Origin of the sequence: Agathobaculum sp. Marseille-P7918 (assembly GCF_964248325.1) — a bacterium.
Classification (GTDB): domain Bacteria; phylum Bacillota; class Clostridia; order Oscillospirales; family Butyricicoccaceae; genus Agathobaculum.
The window spans coordinates 504,001-528,881 of the sequence record NZ_CAXTXI010000001.1; the positions used below are offsets into that span (position 1 = coordinate 504,001).

Here is a 24,881-nt window from a genome sequence, read left to right on the forward strand (position 1 = left end):
TGCAATCACTCCCAAAACCTGCTATACTTGCAGTACCTTAATATTTCTGAACCGGCTGTCGAGCTCCTACCCTCGGCAGCCGGTTTTATAATGCCTGTCTTTTCCGCATGCTGTGAATCTCCTGCGACACAGCTTTCCATGTCCGGTCAACCGCATCCCCGATTGCCTGCATGCTGTATCCCTGATGCCACATCCGAACGATTGTTTTTCTCTCTTCGTCCGTCCATGCCCTGCCTTTTGGCACACGCTTTCGCAGTCCCTTCTGGTCAAGCACCCGGCGAACCATATCCACACTGCGCCCAATGTACCCTGCAATGTCCGCAACGGAAACATCATCCTGATATAGCGTGCAGATGGTCTCTTTTTCTTCCTCGCTCAGCGGTGTTCTCTTAATCTGCTGTTCCGGGTCATACTTGTCCGCATCGCTCAGCAGCCCGCGCATGTCTCGCTCCGGTGTCAGCACCGCCTCGCATATGTGGTATGTACCGCCGAAAGCATTCCTTCCCGTGGTCTCAATCACCTCAAACCGCCCTTGCGGGTGGCGGTATATCACGCTTGCTTGCTCGCTCCGTCTCTTCGCGTCTCGCTTGCTCAATTTGTTTTTCCATCCTTTCTTTTTGCGCCCACGCGGCCGCAAAGTCTTTTTCCGGCCGCGCCATCGGCCATTCTTCGCCCGTCCGGCCCATGCGGCCCATCAAGCTGTATTCGACCTCTCCGAATACCGTCTTGTACGCAATCACCCGCAGCCGGTCAATGCGCACGCGGGGCATGTCCGCCGTCTGGCAGTAGGGCCGGACCTCCAGCCCGCTAAATTCCCGCACGGCGCGCCTCCAGTCGTTCCAGCAGCAGCTTTTCCAGCCTCGCCCGCTTCGCCGCCGCTTCCTGTTTTTTGCGCCTCGCGTCCTGCTCGCATCCGACAAGGAACAATTCCTGTATGCGCTTCTGCTTATACCGCGTAATTCGGTTATTTGTGTGCTTCATAGCTTGTCCAGCTCCCGAAAAAACTCGGCCTTCCGCGCGCTGCGCTGGATGGCCTCTTTTTCTTTCTTCTCAAAAGCGCTGATGACTGCCAGTTCATGCAATGCCACAAACAGCCCGCACCCGCAGCCGATCAGGATCATTACAAATGAGATCCCGCTGCACCACTCTGCATCCCATGCGGCGGCGGCCACTCCAATAATCCCGCCGCAGCAGTATGCCGCGACTTTAAGTGCCCATTTCAATCTGTTCACCCCCTCATTGATACATCATCGCGCGCTCTGCGCGTATCGTCTCAATCAGCTTGTTCGCTGCTTTGGTGAACTCCTCCAGCTTGTTCACCAGCTCCCGGATATCCTCTGTCGGCATAACGCCGTGCTTGTAGGATATCAGCCTGTCCTTGTCGATGCGGTATGTCCATGTTCCCGTTTTGGGATTTTGGATAGCCTCTCCGATCGGCAGTTTTCCCGCGCGCATCGAAAGCGCAACGCTCATCGCATTCGGGTATTGGTCTAAGTACTGGCTCGCAATCAGCGGGGTCACTCGCTTCAGCGCGCGGATTTCATCATCTGTCCAGGTCTTGTCAGCCATCTTCGGCCACCTCCTCCCTAAAGGTTATGCGGCTAACGGCTTGTCCGTTGCATGTCCGCTTCTGTTCCCTCTTGGGCAGCGCGCTCATAGGCATAACGGGCCAGACGTTCCATGTATGCTTGCTCTTTCATGGCCGCCGTGGAAAGCTGCGCCTGCTGCGCTGCCAGCTGGTTTCGCGCGCGGATTTTCAAGGTCTCCGGCGCATCCGGATCATCAAGAATCTGCGCAGGCGACATTGACTGATATTCACTAATCGTTTTCATTCGCTCATCACCTCAAGCAATTCAACCGCTTTAAGCAGCATGTTAAAACACTTGCTTAATTCTTCATCTTTAATGCCTAAATCATAAAAAGCGTCACGCAGTTCGATTGTGGCATTGTGAAGACGCTCCACTTTTTCTTTTTTGTTTTCCATTGTGTTTACTCCTTTACTCCCATACGTTTTTTTGTCTTTTTCCCGATGCAGTCACATTGATATGTGCCACCAAAAACGCCAATCCTGCGTTTGCGCTTATTCTTTGGATTTGCAGAAAGACACCGCATCCCAAACAATATTGTCTTGGCTGCATTATCTTTCACGCCCGCCTTGCGCAACGCCATGTAAGTGCGCTTCTCTCGTTTTTTGCGCCGGCATCGCATATCGTTCTGCACCAGAATGGTGACACCAGTTACTTTAGGGTCTGAAATCAACTGGACACACTGTTTCATAATCAATTCACCCACCCCTTCCTGTGTTGTCATACATCTTCGTGACTTCTGCATATTGCTAAACTGCCGGAATCCGCAAAATTACCCAACGCAATAGGATTGCCCATATCAGAAAAAACGGAACCGTCGCGCAAAGCACGCAAAAATAAACAATAATGCCCTTTCCTACGCCGCGCCAAAATATTTTTCTCTGCTCTTTTTGATGCTCTTTCAATAACGCATTCCACGCCCTGATATATCGCTCTGGTGAAAATTGCTCTGCATACTCCAGCCCATCCGGCCTGTTACCTTCTTTCATCCTCACCCCTTCTTTCCTTGTCTTTCCATTCCCTCCCTGCTACAATGAAGAGCAGAAAGGATGTGTTTTTATGCTTGATGGTGTGACCGCTGTTGCTGCTATCTTGGCTGCGCTCGCAGCAATCATTGCCCCAGTTATTACTTCATTGATCGACTACAAAAAGTCAGTGCATCTGAAAAAAATTGAAATTTTTGAAAGTGCTGTTCAATCCTCTATCACGGATTTAACGAAATCCTTTGCAGAACTGGAAAAAAACTACGAATACTCGCAATTTTATGTTCAATTTCTTTCTGCTGCCTATACTGTTTCCGCTCGAATCAATGATGAATTAGTGCAAAAAAAACTCAATGAGCTGTTACATATGCTGCGCAGCAAAAATGGGGATGTCGATCAAAAGATCACAGAATGCTTTGATTCGCTTCTTAGCCTGATCTCAAATTACCTCAGAGACATGCAAGGGCTAAAAAAAGACCAATCACACCCATGATCTGACCTGTTACCGCAAATCTAATACTTCCCCTTTTACATCCGATTAAGGAAAACGCTAACGCAATTAAACAAAAAAACAACACGAAAATGTTTTTCAAATGCTTCCCTACTTTCATCTCGAAACGTAAAGGTATCTGTCAGGAATAACCTTTAAAATCTCAACCAGCGCACGAATTTTTACAGAATTCATGTTTGCATTCGGTATGCTGCCGCTTTTGCTGAGTGCCTCCACGCACTCTGTAAGGGCGGCAACTGTCTTTTTTGCTAATTCTTCCATAATCACCCCTTCTTTCCTTTCTCATTTCCCGGGCAACCCTAACAATCGCATCCGTAATTCCCAGTTTCAACCCCATTTGATTTTCCTTAAAGTCATACCCGTCCGCCAGCTTCATCAGCCGCTTTAGCTGCTTTTTGAGCGCTTTCTTCCGTTTCATCCTCACCCCGCCTTTCCTTGCTCGTCCGCGCGCGCGAACAGCACGCGCCAATCCATTTCCGGGAAAATATCCAGTATTTTCTCGACTTCTTTTAGCTTGAAGTCGAACTCGCCGCGCAGCTTTTTGTACATGGTGCTCTCGCCAATGCCCAGCCGTTGCGCCATCTCGCGCCCCGTTATCTTCCGCTTGAACATCTCCAGCTCCAGATTCGGATACATGCCAAACACCTCCATTTTGTAAATTTTCTGTTACGTCCCTAAAAAATGGACATTTATTGTTGACGCAATCCCACCCAAACCTTATACTTTTATTGACCCATAAATGAGGAGGTGATGTCTTTGAAACCACTGAAACTTAAAGTCGGCTTTCAAATGACATTCCCCTGTTCTGCCCCGATGTAAACCAACGGGAAAAACAGTCAGGAAACATGCATGATGTAAAACTGTTTTATTCTCCCATAGAAGCATCGTTGCGGATGTCGGTGGCCGGGAAACCAACGGTCACAGAGTGCAAGAGATTTGGGTGGGTTTCATGCTGCTCCGTATATCTGTCGCAACCGGATATACGGAGTATTTTTTGCGTCAGAATCACCATCAATGGTAATTCTTGAGTATATAATATTACGAACGATGGTGATTGTCAATACTATTTTCCCATTGTCCGTAATTTTTTATTGCTTCCCCTCTTTTTTTGTGTTATTGTAAAGACATGGAAGGAGTTGGCTTGATGAACCTAAGAGAAAAACTTGAATTCTTAATGAGCCGCAATAACATCACGAAAAAAGCTGACCTTGCGCGTGACCTTGATATTGCATACTCTACAATTGATAACATTTTGAAACGCGATCATTTTGATAACGTGAAATTTAGCACTCTTGAAAAACTTTGTGACTATTTTCATGTTGACTTGCGTTATCTTATCAAGGATGAAATCACCGACCCCAACTATGGACTATCTTCACTTTCTTCATCCGATTTATCAGAAGATGAAACCCAACTTGTCGAGGACTACCGCTCAATGAACGATGAGGGCAAAGAAAAGGTCCGCGATTATGTCGCAGACCTGAAAGATAACCCCAAATATAAAAAATGTTCTGAATCTTGCATGGATAAAGAAGCATAAGTAAAAAACCGCCCTCTCGGACGGTTGAAATAAAAGGAGGTATCCCCATGAAAAAGAGAATCCCCGCCGTTATCCTGATGTTTACCCTGTTTTTGACTGGTGCTTTTGCGGCAAACACCTATCAAAAGTCAATCAACGTGGAATATGGCATCACGCTTTCTATCAACGGTCAGACCCCCAGACTAACCGATGTAAACGGCAAAACTGTGCAGCCCTTCGTCTATGACGGAACAACCTATGTCCCCATTCGCGCTGTTGGCGAAAATTTAGGTGCAAGCGTCATATATGAACAATCGACTAACACTGCATATGTAACTGATACAAAAGATATAGAAGGCTACCTGTATTATCTGGGCAATGCAACTAATGTTGCTTCTTCCATGTGTGGCTATGTATCGCAATATCAAGCGATGCAGCTTGGTAACGTTCGTAATGAATCTCGTTTTTATCCTACAGTTAGCAATCTCGTAAAATCTACCCAAAAAATTATATCATTTATCCCCAATAATTCGACATATTACGATGAAGCCGAAAAAATAAACACAATGCTTGACGAAATGTTAACTGCTTTCGCTGATATGGAGGATGCATACTATAACAAACAAATTAATAAGCTCACACAAGCAATGCAAATCATTATTGATAACTATTTCGACATTAACGACATGATGATTAAAGCTGGTACTTTAATCGTTTAGGAGTTGAGTTTATGCGAAACCCCAATGGCTATGGCTGTGTTTACAAACTATCCGGCAAACGGCGCAAGCCGTTTGCCGTCCGCATCACCATCGGCTGGGAGCTGGGCGAGGACGGACGCAGCCGCCAGCGGTATAAACACCTTGGGTCGTATGCCACGCAGGCCGAAGCGCTCAAAGCCCTTTCGGCCTATAACGATGATCCGCACGCACTTCCGGACGCATCGACCTTTGCGCAGGTGTATGAGCGTTGGTCTGCCGAAAAATTTGAAAAGGTATCGGAAAGCGCCATCACCGGCTATCGTGTTGCGTTCTCTCATTGCAAACCGATTCATGATGTGAAATTCGTTGACATTCGCAAAAATCACATGCAGACAATTGTCGATAAGCATAAAGGCGGCTACCACTCCAAGGAGAAGATAAAAACACTTTTTGTTCAGCTTTATAAATACGCGCTGGAAAATGATTTGGTCGCCAAGGATTACAGTAAGTTTGTCACCCTCTCCCGGCCAGATGAACCGACAACACGCCGACCGTTTACAAATGAGGAGATAGCCCTACTCTGGCAGAAAGTCGAAGCCGTTCCCAACGTGGATTTAATTCTGATTTTGATATATACCGGCTGGCGCATCGGTGAGCTGCTGAACATGGAAACCGCATCGGTCGATCTGGAAAACTGGACTATGCGCGGCGGTTCAAAAACCGCAGCCGGTAAAAACCGTGTTGTTCCCATTCATACGCGCATCCGGCCTTTGGTTGCGGCCCGCTATGACCCCGCGCAAAAATATCTTGTCTGGCGTGCCGATAAGCCCAACCGTCCGATAACGCATGCGCATTTTCTCGAATCCATGTTTAACCCGGCTCTGGAGCTGTGCGGGATTCCCAAGCACGTCCCGCATGAATGCCGACATACTTGTGCCACTCTGCTTGATAATGCAGGCGCAAACCGCGTTTCCATAAAACGCATCCTTGGGCACACATCAACCGACGTCACCGACGCTGTGTATACCCATAAGGACATCGAAGAATTGCGCCGTGCTATCGAGCTTATTTCTTAACTTCTTTTGTCTATTGTGTGTCGTATTGTTTGTGTATTGTTTTTCCGAGTACTCATTTTTTAAATATGAAAATAAACATAAAAACACCCCGTAATTCCGAAAATTACGGGGTGTTTCATATAAAAATATTTCTTACGTTTACGCCAAAATATTATAAACGTAATCTACTTCATATTCCAGTACCGATTGCTCCAGATCGGATAAAATTTTCAAATGCGCTTCAAATCCGGCCAGTTCCTCAAAATGTGTGCGTACGGTTGATCCGTCCGCTGCCGTATCGCCGCCGCAGCCGGACAGCACCGCCAGCAACAGGGCTATGCAAAGAAACCGTTTCAGGTTACCACTCCCTTGTATTGTACCGTTTGAGCAGTTCGGGCAGGTATTGCAGCATATCTCCCGGTGTCATGCCGTATTCGCTCAGCCGGTTTGCCGCCAAATCCCCCGCGCGGCCATGCAGCCACGCAGCGGCACAGGCCGCCTGCACCGGCGAAATCCCTTGCCCGCATAGTGACACCAGCATGCCCGCCAGCACATCGCCACTTCCGCCCTTCGCCATGCCGGGATTACCGGAATGGTTGCGGTACATCCTACCGTCCGGTGCAAAAATGCGTGTGCGATGACCCTTATAGAGCAAAATACAGCGATTTTCCTGCGCAAACCCGGACAAACTCTCCGTATCCGGCTGTTTGATGCCGCTCAGTCGTTCGAACTCGGCTGCATGCGGCGTGAGCACAACCGGCTGCGCCGTCTGCTGTAATACATCTTTATGCGCGGAAAGCGCATTTATGCCGTCCGCATCCAAAACGACCGGACATTTTGCACCTTGCAGCAGCGCACATACAATCTCCGTCACCGCATCCGATCGTCCCAGACCACATCCAATGAGTACTGCATCCGCCCGCGCAGCCAAAGCAGTCAGCACAGGCAATGCTTCGCGCGACAGCATGCCGTCCGTCCCGCATGGCATCGGCCGCACAACCGGTTCGTTCAATTTGACCGCAAGCACCGGCCATGCCTTTTCGGGCGTTGCCAGCGTCACCACGCCACTGCCCATGCGCACCGCACCCTGTGCAGCAAAATACGCCGCACCCGTATAGCCCGCAGAACCACATACGCACAACACACGCCCAAAGGCATTTTTATCCGCATCCGGTTTCCTTCGCGGCAAAATCCCATCCACATATGCCTGAGCAATCTCAATAAATGCTTCTGCCATATTGCATCCGCTCCTGTTATTGCATTTTTCTGCATCCAGCATAGCACCATGCCTTATTCTGCGTCAAGCACAGCGCAGTATTTTGCCGTCCCCTGTGTCCCGTTCCGATATCCGACGGAATACAATGAACCGAGGAGGTGATTTTTTGCCCATCCGTATTTTTATTGACCCGGGACACAACCCGACCGGTCCGAACACCGGCGCGGAAGGCAACGGCCTGCGCGAGCAGGACGTGAACTATGCTGTCAGCATGTACCTTGCCGACCTGCTGCGCGCCGACCCGCGCTTTGCCGTTCGGCTGAGCCGCAACAGCCCGACCGAAATTCTCGGCACGAGCAACGCGACCAGCCTTGCCATGCGCGTCAACATGGCCAACAGCTGGCCTGCGGATTACTTCATCAGCATCCACTGCAATTCCAACGTCAACCCTGCCATCAACGGCACCGAGGTTTACGTTTATCAGCAGAACACCCAGCCCTACTGGCTGGCGCAGCATGTGCTGCAAGGTATTGTCAATCGTGTCGGCACCAAGGACAACGGCGTGCGGCTCAACCCCAGCCTGTATGTGCTGCGCCGCACCCGAATGCCTGCTATTCTGGTCGAACTGGCCTATCTGAGTAACGAAGCGGATGCCCAAAAGCTCGAGAACGACCCCTACGGCTTCGCACAAGGTATCTATAACGGTATGCTCAGCTACTTCGGCTTCAGCCCGCTGTAATCAAAAAGGTCTTGCCTGGAGGCAAGACCTTTTTCTGTGTACCCATTTGTCCGACGATCAGAATCCGCCGGTCACACCAAGCACCTGCCCAGTGATAAACGAAGCACGCTCCGAGCAAAAATACAGCACGCTCTGCGCCACCTCATCCGCAGTACCGATTCGACCAAGCGGCGTTTCCGCCGCCAGCCCGCGCATGGTTTCACCGCTGTGCATCGCATTCATATCCGTGTCGATTACGCCGGGGGCCACGCAGTTGACCCGGATGCCGCTCGGCCCGAGTTCCTGCGCTAACGACTTAGTCAGCCCAATCAGCGCCGCCTTGCTCGCCGCATAATGGCTTTCGCAGGATGCGCCCATCTGTCCCCAAATAGACGAAATGGTCACGATGCTGCCATGCTTTCGGTGCAACAGGTCGGGCAGCGCGGCGCGAATGGTGCGCACTGCTCCCAGCAGGTTGACATCCAGCATGTGCAGCCAGTCCTCATCCGTAATGTCCTGAAACAATTTCTGCTCCGCAATGCCTGCATTGCACACCACGGCATCCGGCGCGCCGAAATGACCGCGCACCTCTCCAAACGCACGGCTGACCGCCTTATCGTCATGCAGATCGGCACACAACGCCAATGCACCGGTTTGCTCCGCCAGCGCGCCGGCTACCTCCCGACTGACTCGATAGGTAAACGCAACCTGCCAGCCGGCCGCGGCAAATGCACGCACACACGCCGCGCCGATACCGCGTGATCCTCCTGTAATAAAAACCGTCTGCGCCATCAGATTGCAACCGTCTGCTGCGCTTCAAACAGGCACTGATTCAAATCCTTATCGCGGGACAGGCCCTCTTCGATATCCAAATCAGTAACCTGATTATTATCAAACACCACCACACGATTGGTCTTGCCTTCCATCAGCGCACGCACAGCCGCATAGCCCATGCGGGTTGCCATAACGCGGTCCTGTGCGCTCGGGGAGCCGCCGCGCTGGATATGGCCCAGAATAGTCACGCGGGTGTCGATACCCGTCGCCTCATGAATGTGGTCAGCAACCTCCTGCGCAGAGCCATAGCCCTCCGCTACGATGATGATGTGGTGATTGCGGCCCTTGATGCGGCCGACACGCATTTTTTCTACAATATCGATGTCAAAATCCAGTTTGCGCTCGGGCAGGCAGATCGCTGTTGCGCCAACCGCGCAGCCAACATGCAGTGCCAGATGGCCTGCGCGGCGTCCCATTACCTCTACAACAGAGCAGCGTTCATGCGACTGCATGGTATCGCGCAGCTTGTCGATGCATTCAATTGCAGTATTGCATGCTGTATCAAAGCCAATGGTGTAATCCGTGCATACGATATCATTGTCAATCGTACCGGGCACGCCGATGCACGGCACGCCCTTGCGGGAAAGTGCCTGCGCGCCACGGAAGGTACCGTCACCGCCGCAGCAAATCAGGCCGTCGATGCCGAGATATTTGCAGGTGTCCGCCGCCTTTTGCAGCCCCTCCTCGGTCATCATCTCCTTGCAGCGCGCGGTATACAGCATCGTGCCGCCGCGACGGATGATGCCGTCGACACTGCGCGCCCCCATCTCAATGATGTCACCGTTGATAAGACCGCTGTAACCACGGCGAATGCCAAGCACGGAAATATCATTTGCGGATGCGGTTCGAACGACCGCGCGAATCAATGCATTCATACCGGGGGCGTCGCCGCCGCTGGTGAGTACGCCAATTCTACGAATCTGCTTGTCCATAATGAGCCTCCCTGTATCGGTGCTGATAATTTTTATTTTAATTCATTATAACATTTTCTTCCCCTAAGAGAAAGCGTAATTTTTCCAAAAGCGGAACATCCGGTCTGCACCAGTATCGTCGAGCCGCAAGTGTCTTCTTTTTGGTATCCGTCGGGTACAAATATACCGGTGTATCGCCCGACTGCGTAACCAAAACCGCTTTGATCTGCGGCCATTCATCGCTCTGCATGCTGGAAATACGCAGATAGAGCTTTTGCGGTGCCATACGCGCTGCCTGCGCATCGGTATAAACCGACTGCTGCGGATGCTCACGCGCCTGCATACTGCTGACTGCCGCTTCGGTCAACGGCTGCGCTTCGTTTAAAAGAATCTTGGGTGCCTCATCCTCACGTGCATCAATTTTACCGGTCAGCAACACCGCGCTGTCTTCGGTCAGATACGCGCCGCACTGCTGCAGCGATCTCGGAAACACGACCAGTTCAATAGCCGCCGACTCGTCCTCCACCGTTACATATGCCATCATCGAGCCGTTTTTCGTGGATTTGAGCCGTACCGCCGTGATAACGCACGCCAAATGAACGGTCATACCATCTTTATACTGCGGCTGTGCACTCTCGCCGGACAAGTCATCAATAATCTGCCGGACCGAGGCCGCCTGCGCCTGTCTCGCCAAATCACGGTATTCGTCCATCGGATGTCCGGACAGGTACAGTCCGGTTGTTTCCTTTTCCATCGCAAGCAATTCCCGCTTGGAAACCTCCGGAATATCCGGCAAGGCTATCTGTGTATCCTGCACCGCATCGTTGCCCATACCGAACAGATCCATCTGCCCTTCGATATTCTTTTTGCGGCTCTGCGCAATCGCATCTACCACCGCGCCCACAATCTGAATCAGCTGACTGCGGCGGTAGCCCATCGAGTCAAATGCACCCGCTTTAATGAGACTTTCAAGCGCGCGGCGGTTCAGTTCGCGGTCGTACATGCGCTCACAGAACTCCTGAAACGAAGAAAACAGTCCGCCCGTCTCACGTTCTGCCACCAGCTGCTTCATGAACGAACGGCCCACGCCCTTGACAGCGGCAAGGCCAAAACGAATATCGCGCCCGGAAACCGAAAATCCATCAAACGACTCGTTGACATCGGGCGGCAGCACCGAAATGCCCATTTCGCGCGCAGCCTGAATATATTCGGAAATCTTGTCCGAAGAATCAAGCACACTGGTTAGCAGCGCTGCCATATATTCACGCGGATAATGACATTTGAGATATGCCGTGCGGAAAGAAACCACCGCATAGCACACCGCATGCGCCTTGTTAAAAGCGTAGTTGGCAAAATCCATGATTTCATCAAACAGGCTTGCCGCAACAGCTTCCGGCACACCGCGCTTCACTGCACCGTCAATGCCGAGTTCCTCGTTACCGTGGATGAAGTTGACGCGTTCCTTTTCCAGCTCCTTCATCTTTTTCTTGCTCATCGCACGGCGCACCATGTCCGCCTTGCCGAGCGAGTAGCCTGCCAGCGACTGAAACACCTGCATGACCTGTTCCTGATAAATCATGCAGCCATAAGTGACGCTTAAAATCGGCTCGAGCAGAGGATGCTTATATGTCACCTTTTCCGGATGGTGGCGGCACTCAATATAGCGCGGGATAGACTGCATCGGCCCCGGCCGGTACAGCGCCACGACCGCGGTGATGTCCTCGATGGACTGCGGCTGCAGGCCGGTAACAACATTGGTGATGCCCGCGCTTTCGAGCTGGAATACGCCCATCGTCGAGCCGCGGCCCAGCATTTCATAGGTGGCCTTATCGCTCATGTCCACCTTTTCGATATTGAAATCCGGCACATGACGGCGAATCATTTTTTCTGCATCTGCAATCACCGTCAGGTTGCGCAGACCAAGAAAGTCCATTTTGAGCAGGCCCAGCTCTTCGAGCGTGGTCATGGTAAACTGCGTGACCATCTGCTCGTCGTTGCGCGCCAGCGGCACATAGGTGTCGACCGGGTCCTTGGTGATAACCACACCCGCCGCATGCGTGGACGCATGGCGCGGCATACCTTCGAGCGCGCGCGCCGTGTCGATGAGTTCGCGTACCTGCGGTTTCTCGTCGTACATTTTTTTCAGTTCCGGATTGACCGAGAGCGCCTTGTCAATCGTGATGTGCAGCTCATTGGGCACCTGCTTGGCGACGACGTCAACCTCATTATACGGGATGTTGAGCGCACGACCCACGTCGCGGATGGCGCCGCGCGCCGCCATCGTACCGAAGGTAACGATCTGCGCGACGCGGTCCTTCCCGTACTTATTGGTGACGTATTCAATGACCTCAGGACGGCGCACATAGCAGAAGTCCACGTCGATATCCGGCATGGACACGCGCTCCGGATTCAAAAATCTCTCGAAATAGAGCGAATAATGGATAGGATCAAGGTCGGTAATACCCAGACAGTAGGACACGATCGACCCTGCCGCCGAGCCGCGCCCCGGCCCGACCGGAATACCCTGCCGCTTAGCATATCCGATGAAGTCGGAAACAATCAGAAAGTAATCGACAAAGCCCATCTTGGCAATCATGTCGATCTCATACTGCAAGCGCGCCCGCACTGTACCGTCATCCTTCGGATAGCGCACGGCAAAGCCCTCATCGCATAGCTTTTGCAGGTACTGCAGGGCGGTATACCCTTCCGGCACATCAAATTCCGGCAGGTGATATTTGCCGAACTCAAATTCGACCTGACACCGCTCGGCAATTTTGACCGTATTGGCAAGTGCTTCGGGATGATTTGGGAACAATGCGGCCATCTCGTCCGCATCTTTGATGTAGAATTCCTCAGTTTCAAACTTCATGCGCGTGGGGTCGTCCACCGTTTTACCCATCTGAATGGACATGAGGACATCCTGAATGCGCGCGTCTTTTTTGGTCAGATAATGTGCGTCATTGGTTGCAACCAAACCGATATTCAGCTCATCGGCCAACTGGAACAGTCCCTCGTTGACCTTCTTCTGCACGTCAATGCCGTGGTCCTGCACTTCCAGATAGAAATGGTCGCGGCCAAAGATTTCGAGAAATTGCTCGCACAGCTCATACGCGCCATCCATATCCCCCTCAGCCAACGCACGGGGAATAACACCCGCAAGGCAGGCGGACAGACAAATCAAGCCCTCACTGTGCTGCCGCAGCAGCTCCATATCGATGCGCGGCTTCATATAGAAACCCTCAGAAAATCCGAGTGACACCATATGGATGAGATTGCGATAACCGGTCATATTTTCGCACAACAAAATCAGGTGGCTGTGCCACTCACCGTTCATATAGCTGCGGTCAAACCGGGAATGCGGTGCAAGATATACCTCGCATCCAATGACCGGATGCACGCCTTTGGCCTTGCACGCGCGGTAAAAGTCGATTACACCGTACATCACGCCGTGATCGGTCAGCGCGCACGCAGTCTGGCCCAAGGCCGCCACACGGTCCACCAAACCCTCGATACGGCATGCGCCGTCCAGCAGGCTGTATTCACTATGCACATGCAAATGCGCAAACGGTACCATTTAGTCCTCCTTTGACGCAAACTCAGTAATTTTTTTCAATCGATGGCTCAATCCCGACTTGGAAATCGGCGGCTCGAACCGCTGCGCCAGTTCTGCCAGCGTATCGGTCGGATACGCCAACCGTAAGCGAACGGTCTCGCGCAGATTCTCCGGAAACGCCTTCTCACCACGCGTATCGAGCACGGCACGAATGGCCGCAATCTGCCGCGCGGCAGCATCCGCCGTCTTGACCAGATTGGCCGTTTCGCAGTTGACCTGCCGGTTGATTGTATTGCGCAGGTTTTTCTCTACCTTGGCCTCCATCAGCGCCATCGCTGCATGCGGCGCGCCGATACGGGTCAGAAAATCCTCCACACTCGCACTGTCTTTAAAATACAGCAGGCACGTGCCGCCCCGCCGTGCGAGCTTGGGAGACAGGCCCAAATCCAGCAGCAGGCTGGTCTCCTCTCCGGCAAGGCTTTGATGCCCGCTTTTCAGTTCCAGATGACTCTTTTTCTCCGGTCCTGCCACCGTGCCCGCCATCATAAATGCACCGCGCAAAAAAGACGCTAAGCAGCACTCCTCTTCCAACTCGTTGCGATTAAGATGATAGGTCACATGGCTTTTCCGGTCATACCCCAGCGCATCAAAAATCCGACCGATCTGCGTCGATTGATCGATCACAATCTGATATTTTCTGCCCTGTCGCTGCGGCTCACACACGACAAAAAACGCGCGCTGCAGCAAGGCCTGCAAGCGACGCGCAACCACGGCGTTTTCTGTAGACAGGCGGATCTCCCTATGGGAGAAAACCGTTGCATGCAGCAATGCGCCATAGGCCTCCGCCCGCGTGCAGCATGCACGCTGCATCGACACACGGCACAGCTCATTTTTTACTTCAGTTGAAAAGGACATTTCTGCTCCCTGTTTTTCTCTTTTTATCTCTGATAATCGCGGTGCATGGTGACCACACCGTAATCATGACCACGCAGATGCTTGCTGAGCGCATCAGCAATGGCGACCGAACGATGCTTGCCGCCCGTGCATCCAATGCCGATGATGACGTTGGACTTACCCTCCGCCATATAACGCGGCAGCAGAAAATCAATCAGACTGGTCAGATGCCCCATCAGCGCATCCGCCGTGCCGCCTTGGAATACATAATCACGTACGTCTGGGTCGGTGCCGTTTTTCTCACGAAGGCTCATCTCGTAATACGGGTTTGGCAGAAACCGCACGTCAAACACCAAATCGGACTCCGGCGGAATACCGTATTTGAAACCAAACGACTGCACGATCACCTCGAACGCGCCGCTGCCTTCCGTACCGGAGAACAAGGCAAGCAGGCGTTCACGCAGCCCGGCAGCGGACAAGCCGGTCGTATCGACCACGAAATCCGCTCGGTTGCGGAGTGCTGCCAGCATATTGCGCTCTTTTTCGATCGCTGCGGTCATGGATATGCCCTTTTCCATCAGCGGATGCTTGCGGCGCGTCTCCTTGAAGCGCCGGATAAGCGTCGGCGTATCCGTATCCAGAAACAGGATGCGATAATCACAGCCCATCGTTTTGATCGAATCAAGGGAATCAAACAGCTGCTGAAAGTCCCCGCCCGCACGCACATCAGTAACCAGTGCGACCCGCTCGTACCGCTCGGTTGCGGCAAGGCAGATCTCCGCAAAGCGCGGAATCAGCGCAATCGGCAGATTATCCACGCAGTAATAGCCCAAATCCTCAAACGTGGCAACCGCGCGACTCTTTCCTGCGCCCGACATGCCCGAAACAATTAAAAAATACATTTATGCCAACCCCCTTGTTCGGCAACACGCTTTAGCGAACGATGCGCACCTCGCATTCCAGCTCCACGCCGAACTGCTCGCGCACACGCTGCTGCACCAGTTCAATCAGACGAAGCATTTCGTCGCAAGTCGCACCGCCGCGATTGATTAAAAATCCCGCGTGCTTTTCTGAAACCTGCGCCGCGCCGACTGAAACACCCTTTAGGCCCGCGTCCTCAATCAGCCTTCCGGCAAAATATCCCTCCGGCCGCTTGAAGGTCGAACCGGCAGACGGGAAATTAAGCGGCTGCTTATCTCGCCGGCGCTGTGCAAAATCATTCATCTTATCCAAAATCGCCGCCGGATCACCCGGCTGCAGCCGCATGGTCGTGCGGACAACCGTCCAATCCGGATGCGCGCGGAACGCACTGTTACGATAGCCAAAGCAATGCTCTTCACCCGTAAGCGTGTGCAGGTTTCCCTCACCATCCAAGTATTCGGTTTTTTCCACAATCCCTTGCATCTGTCCGTCATACGCCCCGGCGTTCATAAACACCGCGCCGCCTACGCTGCCCGGAATACCGCCGGAAAACTCCGCGCCGGTCAGTCCTGCGCGCTGTGCGCGTCGGGCCACGCGGCCAAGCAGTGCACCCGCCTGCGCCACCAGCGTGTTGTCATCGCCCGTGCGTACATCATCCAGCTCGGTCATGCAAATGACCGCTCCACGGTAACCCGCGTCCGCAACCAACATATTCGATCCATTGCCCAACAACAGCAGCGGCACGCTGCAGTCCCGAATCACCTTAAGCGCTTCCGACAGTTGTTCCGACGTTTTTGGCGTGACAAACAGATCGGCAGGCCCGCCGATGGCAAATGTCGTATGGCGGCTCATCGGCTCTGCCTCCGCTATCTCTATATCCGGAACGGCAGCGCGCAGTGCGGCCTTGCATGCATTGATATTTTCCATATAATCCTCCATTGCTATTAACCGGTAAGTATACACAGTGAGCCGCAGCGGCAGTCCGATGCGATTCTTCCGCATCCGCGCCGCACAGCAGCAGTATTGTTCCATGTTCGCAAGTATTATACCAAATACGGACGCAAAGTGCAAATCAAAGGCACCCCGAAGGGTGCCTTTTTTGATTTCCTATTTTATGGATTTTACGAACCGCTTGCTTCCTGCAGCATGCTGGCGCCTTCCGCCATATCGGTCATGGCAGCTTCCAGCTGCTCGCTCATCTTCGTGGTCAGCTCAGACAGCTTGGTCTGGTCGGTCTCTTCCGTCATTGCAGCAACGGTATCAATGAACTCGATCAGCGACTGGCAGCCGGACTGGAGCTTTGCATGCGCATCCGCATAAGCTTCCGGGGGAGTGATGGCAATGAAATCATTCAGCGAAGTCTTCATGGTCTCCAGTACTTCCTTGGCCGATTCCGGATCGGTAACGGCCGTGCTGGCGCTGTTCTGGATCTCGCTCATCTCTGTGCTCAGATCCTCAACCGCCTGCTGGTACTCTTCCTCAGTCAGAGCAGCCGATGCAGCTTCGCCGGTTTCGCCGCTGTTCTCACCGTTACCAGCATTGTTTCCGCCGCCGCAAGCCGCCAGGGAAAATGCCAGTGCCGCTGCGAGCAGTGCAGCCAACAAACGCTTCGTCATATTCTTCTTCATACTGTGTCTCTCCTTACCCTTACTTGTTTTTTTCAAGACTGTATTAAGCATTATAAAGGAAGAGAGCAGAATTGTAAAGTCATATATTGACAGTAGGTATGCAAACTTATCAGGAAATTCCTGTGCATTTTACCTATTAAGTCTCAGTGCACCCAAACTTCCTCATGCTCGCCGCGCCGCGGACGACCCAACAGCAGGCGGCTTGCTTCGGTGGCAGGCAGACCGTTATACAGCACCTCATACATTGCTTCCGTAATCGGCATGGAAACGCCCTGCTGTTTTGCCAGATGGTAGCCCGCCTCGGTTGCGTAATACCCTTCCACGGTCGCGCCGACCTCCTGCATGGCCTCCTGCACGGTCTTTCCCTTGCCAATCAGGATACCTGCACGACGGTTGCGCGAATGCATCGAGCAGCAGGTTACAATCAGGTCGCCCACGCCGGATAGGCCCGCAAATGTCTCCTGTCGCGCACCCAGCTGGACGCCCAGCCGCGCAATCTCGGTCAAGCCGCGCGTCATAAAGGCCGCCTTGGAGTTATCGCCCATGCCAAGGCCGTCCGCGATGCCCGCGCCCAGCGCAATGATATTCTTAAACGCGCCGCCAAGCTCACAGCCGATAATATCCGCCGAAGTGTAAACGCGGAAATAGCTTTCGTTCATGAATGCCGCCTGCGTCAGTTCCGCTGCGGCGCGGCTTTCCGATGCAGCCACAATAGCGGTGGGAACGCCGCGTGATACCTCCTCCGCATGGGTCGGGCCGGTCAGCGCAACGACCGGGTTATTGCCATGCATCGCGCGGTCAATCGTCTGTGAAAAGCGACAGTAGCCATGCTTGGCATCCAGTCCTTTGCCGACGTTGACAATCACCGTACCCGCCGGAACGATATCCGCCAGCTGCTCTGCCGTGGACGCGACCGCAAACGACGGCACCGCCATCACGATAAGATCAGCCTTTGCCGCGCCCGACATATCGGTGGTAATCGCAATGCCCTCCGGAATTTTAACGCCCGGCAGCAGTTTTTCATTGGCGCGGTCGCGCAGCAACAGGTCGCACTCCTCCTGCAAATAGGTCCACGAGGTTACCTCATGGCCGTTGTCATGCAGCAGCAGTGCCAGCGCAATACCCCAGCCACCGGTACCAAGTACAAAAACCTTCATTTTCCGTTCTCCTCTCCGTTACGATCGGACTGTTCAATGGTTTTCTTGCTTTTGAAGGAAAACTTGTTTTCCTCGCCGCGCAAAATGCGCGCGATATTCGAGCGATGCATGAAAATCACCGCCACCGCCATGCCGAACGCCATGGCAATCAGCACGGGATCGTCGTAAAATACAAAGGTGGTGATGGGAAAGCTGATAGCACCCAGAATCGATCCGAGGGAAATCCAGCGTGTCAGCGCCACCGCAATAAAAAACAGTACAAATGCAATCAGGAAAATGCGCCAGTCGAACAACAGCAGCATTACCGCACCGACCAGCACGCCCTTGCCGCCGCGAAAGCCGAAATACAGCGGAAACATATGCCCCAGAATGACAAAGATACCCGCTACCAGCTTACCAACCGGTCCGGCCAGCATAGCGCCAATCGAAACTGCGGCCGCGCCCTTGGCAATATCGCCCAGCAGAACAAACAGTGTCTTGCCCGCGCCCATTGTGCGGTAAGAGTTAGTCAGCCCTGCGTTGCCGCTGCCGTATTCCCGGATATCCTTCCCCAGCGTGACCTTACTGACAATGATTGCAAAACTCAGCGAGCCGAGCAGGTAAGCACACACCGCAATGATAGCAAAATGCGTAAGTGTCATATGGTTTTCCCCCAGTTTCAGAAATATCAGCTGCGCTCATTATCCCTTCTTATCGCTGCGCTCCCGGATTACCATGCGCACCGGCGTACCGGTCAGGCCGAACACCTCACGAATCTGATTTTCCAGATAGCGCTGATAGGAAAAATGGAACAGCCGTGCATCGTTGCAGAAGCAAACAAAGGTCGGCGGGCAGGTAGATGCCTGCGTCATATAGAAAATACGCAGACGACGCCCCTTATCGGTCGGCGGCTGCACGCGGGCAGTCGCCTCAGCCAGAATCGAGTTGAGTCGACCGGTCGGGATGCGCATGTGGTTCTGCTCGTAAACCTCGTGAATCAGTCCGAACAGCTTGTCGACACGCTGGCCAGTCTGCGCCGAGATGAACAGCACAGGCGCATACGGCATATAGGCAAGGCCCTCTCGCACGCGCAGCGTATATTCCTTCATGGTTGAGCCGTCTTTTTCAACCAAATCCCATTTGTTGACAACAATAATGCACGCCTTACCCGCATTATGCGCCTCGCCCGCGACCTTAGTGTCCTGCTCGGTCACTCCCTCGGTCGCATCAATCATGATGACACATACGTCCGCGCGCTCGACCGCAAGCAGCGAACGCATCACCGAGTATTTCTCAATTTTTTCATCTACCTTGCTCTTCTTGCGAATGCCCGCAGTATCGATGAAGGTGAACTTGCCGTGCGCATTATCCACATCGGCATCCACGCTGTCGCGCGTGGTACCGGCCATATTGGACACAATGACACGCTCCTCGCCCAGCACACGGTTGAGCAGGCTGGATTTACCGACGTTCGGCTTGCCGATGAGCGCAACGCGAATGCGCTCCTCATCCTCGCCATTCTCGTCTTCGGGCGGGAAATGCTCATATGCCGCGTCCAGCAGCTCGCCCATTCCGTAGCCGTGCAGTGCGGAAATACCGTACGGCTCACCCAAGCCAAGATTATAAAACTCATAAAACTCCGGCTCAGGCTGACCCGGCTTATCACATTTGTTGACTGCCAGAACAATCGGCTTACCCGAGCGCAGCAGCATGGCCGCCACATCCTGATCAGCCGCAGTAATACCGGTGCGCAAGTCGGTGATGAAAATAATCACATCTGCGTGCGAGATCGCCGTTTCTGCCTGAAAACGCATAAACTGCAAAATCTCGTTGTCGTTATTCGGCTCAATGCCGCCGGTATCGATAATGGTAAAATCACGGCCGCGCCAGTCGCTCTCGGCATACAGGCGGTCGCGCGTTACGCCGGGCGTGTCCTCCACGATCGACAGGCGTTTGCCCGCCAGTCGGTTGAACAGCTGGCTCTTGCCGACATTCGGCCGGCCCACAATCGCAACAATCGGTTTTGGCATATCGTTTCCCTCCTCTTTGCTCCGGGGGTGTCAGTCTTCAAAAATTTTGGCGAGCAAATCCGCGCCGTCGATTTCAACCGGCACAAGCGGCACGCCAATCGCTTCCGCGACCTGCTGCGGGGTGTAATCATCAAGGAATACATCGCCGCCGTCGCGCAGCATGTTGGCCGAAATCAGCACACGCTCACCCAAATCTCGATCTCTCAGCTGCGCAATCAAATCCTGTCCGGTGATCAAACCCGCAACCGAAACGCGATGTCCAAAAAAGTCATTGCGGATTTCCACTACTTTTCCATTCAGATTATCGCATTTTGCGGCCGCTTCGTCAAGCAGAACCGCCATAGACGGCGCCGCTGCCGCACCGGTGGCAATGGTAAACGGACGCGCTGTTCGGCCCAAGTAATCGGGCAGCGCCAGTCGGAACTCCTCCATAAACAGCGGCAGCATACCGATGCCGTTTTCAAACTGGGTAAAATCCTCGTAATACTCGGTATTCGGCAGCGGCCGTTCGGCCTTGAGATACAATTCATCCCCGCACCAGACCAGACGCGTGCCCAGTTCGCGCAGACACTCGTCTGCAAACGGCTCGACGATGTCCAGAATGGCCTCAGCCGCCGCCTTGTCGGTCGGCTCGAGCGGATACAATCCCTCGCGGTGGCGCGTCATACCGAACGGCACAACCGAAATCGTATTCACCGCAGGATACAGCGCCTTAAGGTCACGCAGCGAGCGTCCAAGCTCCTCGCCGTCGTTTAAGCCCTTGCACACCACGAGCTGACAGTTCATCTGGATGCCGCCCTCGGCAAAGCGGCTCATGATTTTGAGCGCTTCACCCGCACGAGGGTTGCGCAGCATCTTGACGCGCAGCTCCGGATTGGTCGTCTGCACCGAAATATTGACCGGCGAAATGTGCATGCGCAGAATACGGTCGACATCTGCTTCGGACAGATTGGTCATTGAGATATAATTGCCCATCAGGAAGGACATACGCGCGTCGTCATCCTTGACATAAAGCGTTTTCCGCATACCGCGCGGCAGCTGGTCGATGAAGCAGAATACACACTTGTTCGAGCACTGCTTCATGCCATCCATCAGATAGTGTTCGAAATTCAGTCCCAGCGGCTCGCCCTCACGCTTGCGCACATGCACCTCGTGCAGAGTTTTACCGTCCGCTTCCATCACCTGCAAGGTGAGCGAAGCGTCATAGCTGTAAAATTTGTAATCCAGCACATCGCGAATCGCAGTGCCGTCAATTTGCAGCAGGGTTTCGCCTGCTTGCAGCCCTGCGCGCTCCGCCGGACTGCCCGCGTCCACGCTGACAATTTTTGACGCCATACAGCGCCCTCCTTTCGGCAATCTCCTTTTTCCCGCGCCATGCACAGCACATCTCCTTCGTTCGGAGCGCTTACGGCCCGAACAAGACGAAGCCAAAAAAAATGGAGAAGTCGTTGCCGCCTTCTCCATCTCCTGTTCTGTTTTCGCCTTACGCTTCCTTAACGGCGACAACCTCACGGCCGTTGTAATAACCGCAAGCCTTGCACATTCTGTGAGCCAGCTTCATCTCGCCGCAGTGCGGGCACTTAGTCATGCCGGGCAGAGAGAGCTTCCAATGAGAGTTACGACGCTTGTCACGACGGGCTTTCGATACCTTTCTCTTCGGTACTGCCATGGTGGATACACCTCCTACTCTATCTTCTTTATTTTTTATTAACGAACTTTAATTGCGCTCGTCCTCACCGGAATCGAGCAGAGCACGCAGCGCGGCAAAACGCGGGTCAATCTGCTTGCTTTCGCAGTCACAGTCAACCTCATTGCGGTCGGCGCCGCAGTGCGGACACAGGCCCTTGCAATCCTCCTTGCACAGATAGGTCATCTGCACCTGAAGAATCAATGCGGGTACCATCACATCCGCCGGATCCACGCTGTCACCGGTCAGCACGAAAAGATCATCCTCTTCCTCTGCATCAGGGTCGTCCGACAATACCGTATCGACCTCGGCTGTCAGCAGAACCTGAAGAGGCTTGAGACAGCGCGCACAGGCGGTGGAGTAAATCGTTTTGATTGTTCCCTTGAGCCGCAATATGCCGCTTTCACCGGAAACCTCGCCGCTCATCTGAACCGGGCTTTGAAACGGTTTGACCCCGTACAAAGTCTCTTCCCGCAAGTCAATCGTTTCGGAAAACGGAATCGACGCATGCTGGGACGCGGTCAGTTTTTTTAAATCAATCTTCATGTCAACCTCACATGGTACTAAGATAGTATACTACACTCAATCCCGCTTTGTCAACCAAAAAATACAGCAAAAAACGCATTTCTCTATCCGGCGGGAGCACTTCCCTTTTCTTCCGAAATGCGGTATACTGAAGGCGTTCCATTATTTTTTACAGAAAAGGATACCGCATCTTGAGAGAATATTATATCACAAAAAACGACAGCGGGCAACGCCTGAACAAATTTCTTGAAAAAGCGGTGCCGCTGCTGTCCGGCGGCATGATGCACAAATATCTGCGTCTCAAACGCATCAAGGTCAACGGCAAACGCACAGAAGCCGCCTATCGCCTTTGCGAAGGCGATGCGGTGCAGCTCTACCTCAACGACAGCTACTTTGAAGCGCCGCGCGAAGAAGAAGCCTTCCGCCGCATCACGCAGCCGCAGGTCCGCATCGTCTATGAGGATGAGAACATCCTGCTGGCGGACAAAGCGCCCGGCATGGTCGTGCATGCTGACGAGCACGGTGACACCAATACGCTCATTGCGCACATTCAAGCGTATCTGTTCCAGTCCGGCGCATGGAACCCTGAGGACGCGGCCTCGTTTGCGCCCGCGCTGTGCAACCGCATCGACCGCAACACCGGCGGCATTGTCATCTGCGCCAAAACCGCCGAAGCGCTGCGTATTCTTAACGAACGCATCAAGGACCGCGAGCTGGAAAAACGCTATCTGTGCGTGGTGCACGGCAGACCCGTACCGCCCGAGGGACTGATTGAAAACTATCTGCGGCGGGATGAAAAGCGCAAGCAGGTCACGCTGCATAAAACGCGCATCCCCGGCGCGAAAACCGCCAAAACACGCTACCGCACGCTTGCCAGCAGCGGCAAGCTGTCTCTGGTCGAATGCGAACTGCTCACCGGACGCACCCACCAGATTCGCGCGCACTTGGCGTCCATCGGCTGTCCGCTGCTCGGTGACGGCAAATACGGCACAAACGAGTTAAACCGCCCCTACCGTGAAAACGGTCAACTTCTATACGCCTATTCGCTAACATTTCGCTTTGAAGGGAACGCCGGCGCGCTCTCTTATTTAAATGGCCGCACCTTCCGAGTCAAGCATATTCCTTTTGTAGAACAGTATTTCCCATCCTATCGAATCCCGTAAGCGCAAGGTCGATCTTACCGGCTGCGCATGCAAAACGGCAGGCACCAATGTGCCTGCCGTTTTGTTATATATTCTACTATTGCTACTATTGCAGCCAGGATGGTTTTTCACGCATTCGCACGCCTGCCGCAATACCAAGCGCGGCATACATTGTCACCACTGAGGTACCGCCGTAAGAGAAGAACGGTAGCGTCAGGCCCATAACGGGCAGCAAACCGACATTCATAAAGATATTCATAAAAGTCTGAAACAGGAACATGCCGCCTACACCTACCGCCAGCAGCGCGGAAAACGTAGTGGAGGCGCGGTAAGAGACATAAAACAACCGCAGAATGAGCAAACCCAGCAGGCAGATAATCAGCATACAGCCGATAAAGCCCAGTTCCTCACCCGCAACCGAAAAGATGTAGTCAGTCTGGTTCTCCGATACCATCTGCATCTGTGTCATCGTGCCATGCGTCAGCCCCTGCCCGGAAAGCTGACCGGATCCGATGGCGATTTTACCATAGGTCGACTGCATCGAAGCATCCGGATCAATAGACGGATCAAATAACACCAGAATACGGGTTTTCTGATAATCCTTCAAGATAAAATTCCAGATGATCGGGATACTGATGATACCGAGCCCCAAGCCTGCACCCAGCCATTTGAGAGAAAGCCCCGCAGCAAACAGCATAATGAGCGCAATCATAAAGTACTGGATCGCCATGCCGGTATCTCCCGATGCGATAACAACCGCACCCATCATAATCAGTGTGTGCAAGCCGATGACAAACAGTCCGCGCCACTCGCTGATATGATCTTTAATTTCCGAAATATGGGCGGCAAGCGTGAAAATGAATATCAGCTTACCCAGTTCGCCCGGCTGCAAACTGGTCACACCCAGATCCAGCCATGCCCGCTGACCATTCACTTCCATACCCAGAGGCGTAAACAGCAGAAACTGCAAACCAATGTTGACCAGCACAAAAATTTTCCACCAGCCGCTCATGCCCTCCAGATCAATCAGGCTCATCACCACAAACGCGCCCAGACCGATGATAACCGCCGCACCTTGAATAATCAGGTTGCGGGTACTGCCGTCATACACGGTTACCGGGTTGAGCGTTGCAGAATAGATCAACACCATGCCGTACCCCGAGCAGACCAACGCCAATATTACCAGATACAGGTCGGTATTTTTGATATAATGCGTGACCGTTTTGAAAACGTCCATGCCGACCCTCCTTTTGCCGAAATTATATACGCTTTATATCATACCACAACACAGCCTCTTTTTCGAGTCACAAATTCGGCAAATTTTTCGGTCTATC

At 53.1% G+C, this 24,881-nt stretch carries 33 protein-coding genes; 6 read left to right on the plus strand and 27 right to left on the minus strand.

What is annotated here, in order from left to right; genetic code table 11:
• Positions 1 to 85: 85 nt before the first annotated feature.
• From ACESSO_RS02500 to ACESSO_RS02540, 9 genes are read right to left on the minus strand one after another with little or no spacing between them, the layout of a single operon-like run.
• A complete protein-coding gene (locus tag ACESSO_RS02500) occupies positions 86 to 553 on the minus strand; it encodes a helix-turn-helix domain-containing protein (protein WP_373163460.1) in 468 nt (155 codons plus the stop codon).
• Positions 522 to 821: a hypothetical protein gene (locus tag ACESSO_RS02505; RefSeq protein WP_373163461.1), complete on the minus strand. Its 300-nt coding sequence runs from the start codon at positions 819 to 821 to the stop codon at positions 522 to 524. The genes ACESSO_RS02500 and ACESSO_RS02505 overlap by 32 nt, the downstream gene beginning before the upstream one ends.
• The gene (locus ACESSO_RS02510) at positions 808 to 981 is read right to left on the minus strand and encodes a hypothetical protein (protein WP_373163462.1); all 174 of its coding nucleotides are present in this window, start codon (positions 979 to 981) and stop codon (positions 808 to 810) included. Before ACESSO_RS02510 ends, ACESSO_RS02505 begins: the two co-directional genes overlap by 14 nt.
• Entirely contained in the window at positions 978 to 1,223 is a 246-nt protein-coding gene (locus ACESSO_RS02515) for a hypothetical protein (RefSeq protein WP_373163463.1), read from the minus strand. Before ACESSO_RS02515 ends, ACESSO_RS02510 begins: the two co-directional genes overlap by 4 nt.
• Positions 1,224 to 1,236: 13 nt before the next feature.
• Positions 1,237 to 1,569: a hypothetical protein gene (locus tag ACESSO_RS02520; protein WP_373163464.1), complete on the minus strand. Its 333-nt coding sequence runs from the start codon at positions 1,567 to 1,569 to the stop codon at positions 1,237 to 1,239.
• 32 nt (positions 1,570 to 1,601) lie between these two features.
• Positions 1,602 to 1,832 (minus strand): hypothetical protein, encoded by a 231-nt coding sequence (locus ACESSO_RS02525; RefSeq protein ID WP_373163465.1) that lies wholly within the window; start codon positions 1,830 to 1,832, stop codon positions 1,602 to 1,604.
• Positions 1,829 to 1,984 (minus strand): hypothetical protein, encoded by a 156-nt coding sequence (locus ACESSO_RS02530; RefSeq protein ID WP_373163466.1) that lies wholly within the window; start codon positions 1,982 to 1,984, stop codon positions 1,829 to 1,831. The genes ACESSO_RS02525 and ACESSO_RS02530 overlap by 4 nt, the downstream gene beginning before the upstream one ends.
• A 5-nt stretch (positions 1,985 to 1,989) precedes the next feature.
• The gene (locus tag ACESSO_RS02535) at positions 1,990 to 2,310 is read right to left on the minus strand and encodes a hypothetical protein (protein ID WP_373163467.1); all 321 of its coding nucleotides are present in this window, start codon (positions 2,308 to 2,310) and stop codon (positions 1,990 to 1,992) included.
• 25 nt (positions 2,311 to 2,335) lie between these two features.
• Positions 2,336 to 2,575: a hypothetical protein gene (locus ACESSO_RS02540; protein WP_373163469.1), complete on the minus strand. Its 240-nt coding sequence runs from the start codon at positions 2,573 to 2,575 to the stop codon at positions 2,336 to 2,338.
• A gap of 70 nt (positions 2,576 to 2,645) precedes the next feature.
• On the opposite strand from ACESSO_RS02540, the gene ACESSO_RS02545 reads away from it, so the two are divergent.
• Positions 2,646 to 3,062, plus strand: a complete 417-nt coding sequence (locus ACESSO_RS02545; RefSeq protein WP_373163470.1) for a hypothetical protein — start codon at positions 2,646 to 2,648, stop codon at positions 3,060 to 3,062.
• Positions 3,063 to 3,222: 160 nt separating this feature from the next.
• On the opposite strand, the gene ACESSO_RS02550 is transcribed toward ACESSO_RS02545, so the two are convergent.
• Both ACESSO_RS02550 and ACESSO_RS02555 read right to left on the minus strand, forming a co-directional pair.
• A complete protein-coding gene (locus tag ACESSO_RS02550; RefSeq protein ID WP_373163471.1) occupies positions 3,223 to 3,498 on the minus strand; it encodes a hypothetical protein in 276 nt (91 codons plus the stop codon).
• A 2-nt stretch (positions 3,499 to 3,500) separates the two neighbouring features.
• Complete coding sequence (locus tag ACESSO_RS02555) at positions 3,501 to 3,716, minus strand: helix-turn-helix domain-containing protein (RefSeq protein WP_373163472.1); 216 nt, start codon at positions 3,714 to 3,716, stop codon at positions 3,501 to 3,503.
• Positions 3,717 to 4,224: 508 nt separating this feature from the next.
• Here ACESSO_RS02555 and ACESSO_RS02560 point away from each other — a divergent pair.
• The 3 genes from ACESSO_RS02560 to ACESSO_RS02570 are packed head-to-tail and all read left to right on the plus strand — an operon-like array spanning position 4,225 to position 6,373.
• Complete coding sequence (locus ACESSO_RS02560) at positions 4,225 to 4,620, plus strand: helix-turn-helix domain-containing protein (protein WP_373163473.1); 396 nt, start codon at positions 4,225 to 4,227, stop codon at positions 4,618 to 4,620.
• A 47-nt stretch (positions 4,621 to 4,667) separates the two neighbouring features.
• Positions 4,668 to 5,318: a stalk domain-containing protein gene (locus ACESSO_RS02565; protein WP_373163474.1), complete on the plus strand. Its 651-nt coding sequence runs from the start codon at positions 4,668 to 4,670 to the stop codon at positions 5,316 to 5,318.
• 11 nt (positions 5,319 to 5,329) lie between these two features.
• A complete protein-coding gene (locus ACESSO_RS02570; protein ID WP_373163475.1) occupies positions 5,330 to 6,373 on the plus strand; it encodes a tyrosine-type recombinase/integrase in 1,044 nt (347 codons plus the stop codon).
• 138 nt (positions 6,374 to 6,511) lie between these two features.
• Here the strand turns inward: ACESSO_RS02570 and ACESSO_RS02575 are convergent, their stop codons facing one another.
• Positions 6,512 to 6,682, minus strand: coding sequence for a hypothetical protein (locus ACESSO_RS02575; protein WP_373163476.1), 171 nt, complete (start codon positions 6,680 to 6,682; stop codon positions 6,512 to 6,514).
• Between the two features lie 28 nt (positions 6,683 to 6,710).
• Positions 6,711 to 7,589: an NAD(P)H-hydrate dehydratase gene (locus tag ACESSO_RS02580; RefSeq protein WP_373163477.1), complete on the minus strand. Its 879-nt coding sequence runs from the start codon at positions 7,587 to 7,589 to the stop codon at positions 6,711 to 6,713.
• Positions 7,590 to 7,734: 145 nt separating this feature from the next.
• On the opposite strand from ACESSO_RS02580, the gene ACESSO_RS02585 reads away from it, so the two are divergent.
• Complete coding sequence (locus ACESSO_RS02585; RefSeq protein WP_373163478.1) at positions 7,735 to 8,307, plus strand: N-acetylmuramoyl-L-alanine amidase; 573 nt, start codon at positions 7,735 to 7,737, stop codon at positions 8,305 to 8,307.
• 57 nt (positions 8,308 to 8,364) lie between these two features.
• Here the strand turns inward: ACESSO_RS02585 and ACESSO_RS02590 are convergent, their stop codons facing one another.
• The 13 genes from ACESSO_RS02590 to ACESSO_RS02650 all read right to left on the minus strand — a co-directional run bounded on the left by ACESSO_RS02590 (position 8,365) and on the right by ACESSO_RS02650 (position 22,426).
• On the minus strand, positions 8,365 to 9,078 hold the full coding sequence (locus ACESSO_RS02590; protein WP_373163479.1) for an SDR family NAD(P)-dependent oxidoreductase: 714 nt from the start codon (positions 9,076 to 9,078) through the stop codon (positions 8,365 to 8,367).
• Positions 9,078 to 10,052, minus strand: a complete 975-nt coding sequence (gene pfkA, locus ACESSO_RS02595; protein WP_373163481.1) for a 6-phosphofructokinase — start codon at positions 10,050 to 10,052, stop codon at positions 9,078 to 9,080. The genes ACESSO_RS02590 and pfkA overlap by 1 nt, the downstream gene beginning before the upstream one ends.
• 37 nt (positions 10,053 to 10,089) lie before the next feature.
• Positions 10,090 to 13,605 (minus strand): DNA polymerase III subunit alpha, encoded by a 3,516-nt coding sequence (locus ACESSO_RS02600; RefSeq protein WP_373163482.1) that lies wholly within the window; start codon positions 13,603 to 13,605, stop codon positions 10,090 to 10,092.
• Positions 13,606 to 14,499 (minus strand): DNA-binding protein WhiA, encoded by an 894-nt coding sequence (gene whiA / locus ACESSO_RS02605; protein WP_373163483.1) that lies wholly within the window; start codon positions 14,497 to 14,499, stop codon positions 13,606 to 13,608. It abuts the gene before it with no gap.
• A gap of 23 nt (positions 14,500 to 14,522) precedes the next feature.
• Complete coding sequence (rapZ, locus tag ACESSO_RS02610; RefSeq protein ID WP_373163484.1) at positions 14,523 to 15,380, minus strand: RNase adapter RapZ; 858 nt, start codon at positions 15,378 to 15,380, stop codon at positions 14,523 to 14,525.
• 31 nt (positions 15,381 to 15,411) lie between these two features.
• Positions 15,412 to 16,326, minus strand: coding sequence for a UDP-N-acetylmuramate dehydrogenase (gene murB, locus ACESSO_RS02615; protein ID WP_373163485.1), 915 nt, complete (start codon positions 16,324 to 16,326; stop codon positions 15,412 to 15,414).
• Positions 16,327 to 16,520: 194 nt separating this feature from the next.
• The gene (locus tag ACESSO_RS02620) at positions 16,521 to 17,027 is read right to left on the minus strand and encodes a DUF6376 family protein (protein WP_373163486.1); all 507 of its coding nucleotides are present in this window, start codon (positions 17,025 to 17,027) and stop codon (positions 16,521 to 16,523) included.
• 143 nt (positions 17,028 to 17,170) lie between these two features.
• On the minus strand, positions 17,171 to 18,184 hold the full coding sequence (locus ACESSO_RS02625) for an NAD(P)H-dependent glycerol-3-phosphate dehydrogenase (RefSeq protein WP_373163487.1): 1,014 nt from the start codon (positions 18,182 to 18,184) through the stop codon (positions 17,171 to 17,173).
• Positions 18,181 to 18,825 (minus strand): glycerol-3-phosphate 1-O-acyltransferase PlsY, encoded by a 645-nt coding sequence (gene plsY, locus ACESSO_RS02630; protein ID WP_373163488.1) that lies wholly within the window; start codon positions 18,823 to 18,825, stop codon positions 18,181 to 18,183. The genes ACESSO_RS02625 and plsY overlap by 4 nt, the downstream gene beginning before the upstream one ends.
• A gap of 39 nt (positions 18,826 to 18,864) precedes the next feature.
• A complete protein-coding gene (der, locus tag ACESSO_RS02635; protein WP_373163489.1) occupies positions 18,865 to 20,193 on the minus strand; it encodes a ribosome biogenesis GTPase Der in 1,329 nt (442 codons plus the stop codon).
• A 30-nt stretch (positions 20,194 to 20,223) separates the two neighbouring features.
• Positions 20,224 to 21,528: a DUF512 domain-containing protein gene (locus ACESSO_RS02640; protein ID WP_373163490.1), complete on the minus strand. Its 1,305-nt coding sequence runs from the start codon at positions 21,526 to 21,528 to the stop codon at positions 20,224 to 20,226.
• A gap of 148 nt (positions 21,529 to 21,676) precedes the next feature.
• Positions 21,677 to 21,862, minus strand: coding sequence for a 50S ribosomal protein L32 (rpmF, locus tag ACESSO_RS02645; protein WP_125114771.1), 186 nt, complete (start codon positions 21,860 to 21,862; stop codon positions 21,677 to 21,679).
• 48 nt (positions 21,863 to 21,910) lie between these two features.
• Positions 21,911 to 22,426, minus strand: coding sequence for a DUF177 domain-containing protein (locus ACESSO_RS02650; protein ID WP_373163491.1), 516 nt, complete (start codon positions 22,424 to 22,426; stop codon positions 21,911 to 21,913).
• Positions 22,427 to 22,596: 170 nt separating this feature from the next.
• On the opposite strand from ACESSO_RS02650, the gene ACESSO_RS02655 reads away from it, so the two are divergent.
• Positions 22,597 to 23,568, plus strand: a complete 972-nt coding sequence (locus ACESSO_RS02655; protein WP_373163492.1) for an RluA family pseudouridine synthase — start codon at positions 22,597 to 22,599, stop codon at positions 23,566 to 23,568.
• 85 nt (positions 23,569 to 23,653) lie between these two features.
• On the opposite strand, the gene ACESSO_RS02660 is transcribed toward ACESSO_RS02655, so the two are convergent.
• The gene (locus ACESSO_RS02660) at positions 23,654 to 24,784 is read right to left on the minus strand and encodes an FtsW/RodA/SpoVE family cell cycle protein (protein WP_373163493.1); all 1,131 of its coding nucleotides are present in this window, start codon (positions 24,782 to 24,784) and stop codon (positions 23,654 to 23,656) included.
• Between the last annotated feature and the right edge of the window lie 97 nt (positions 24,785 to 24,881).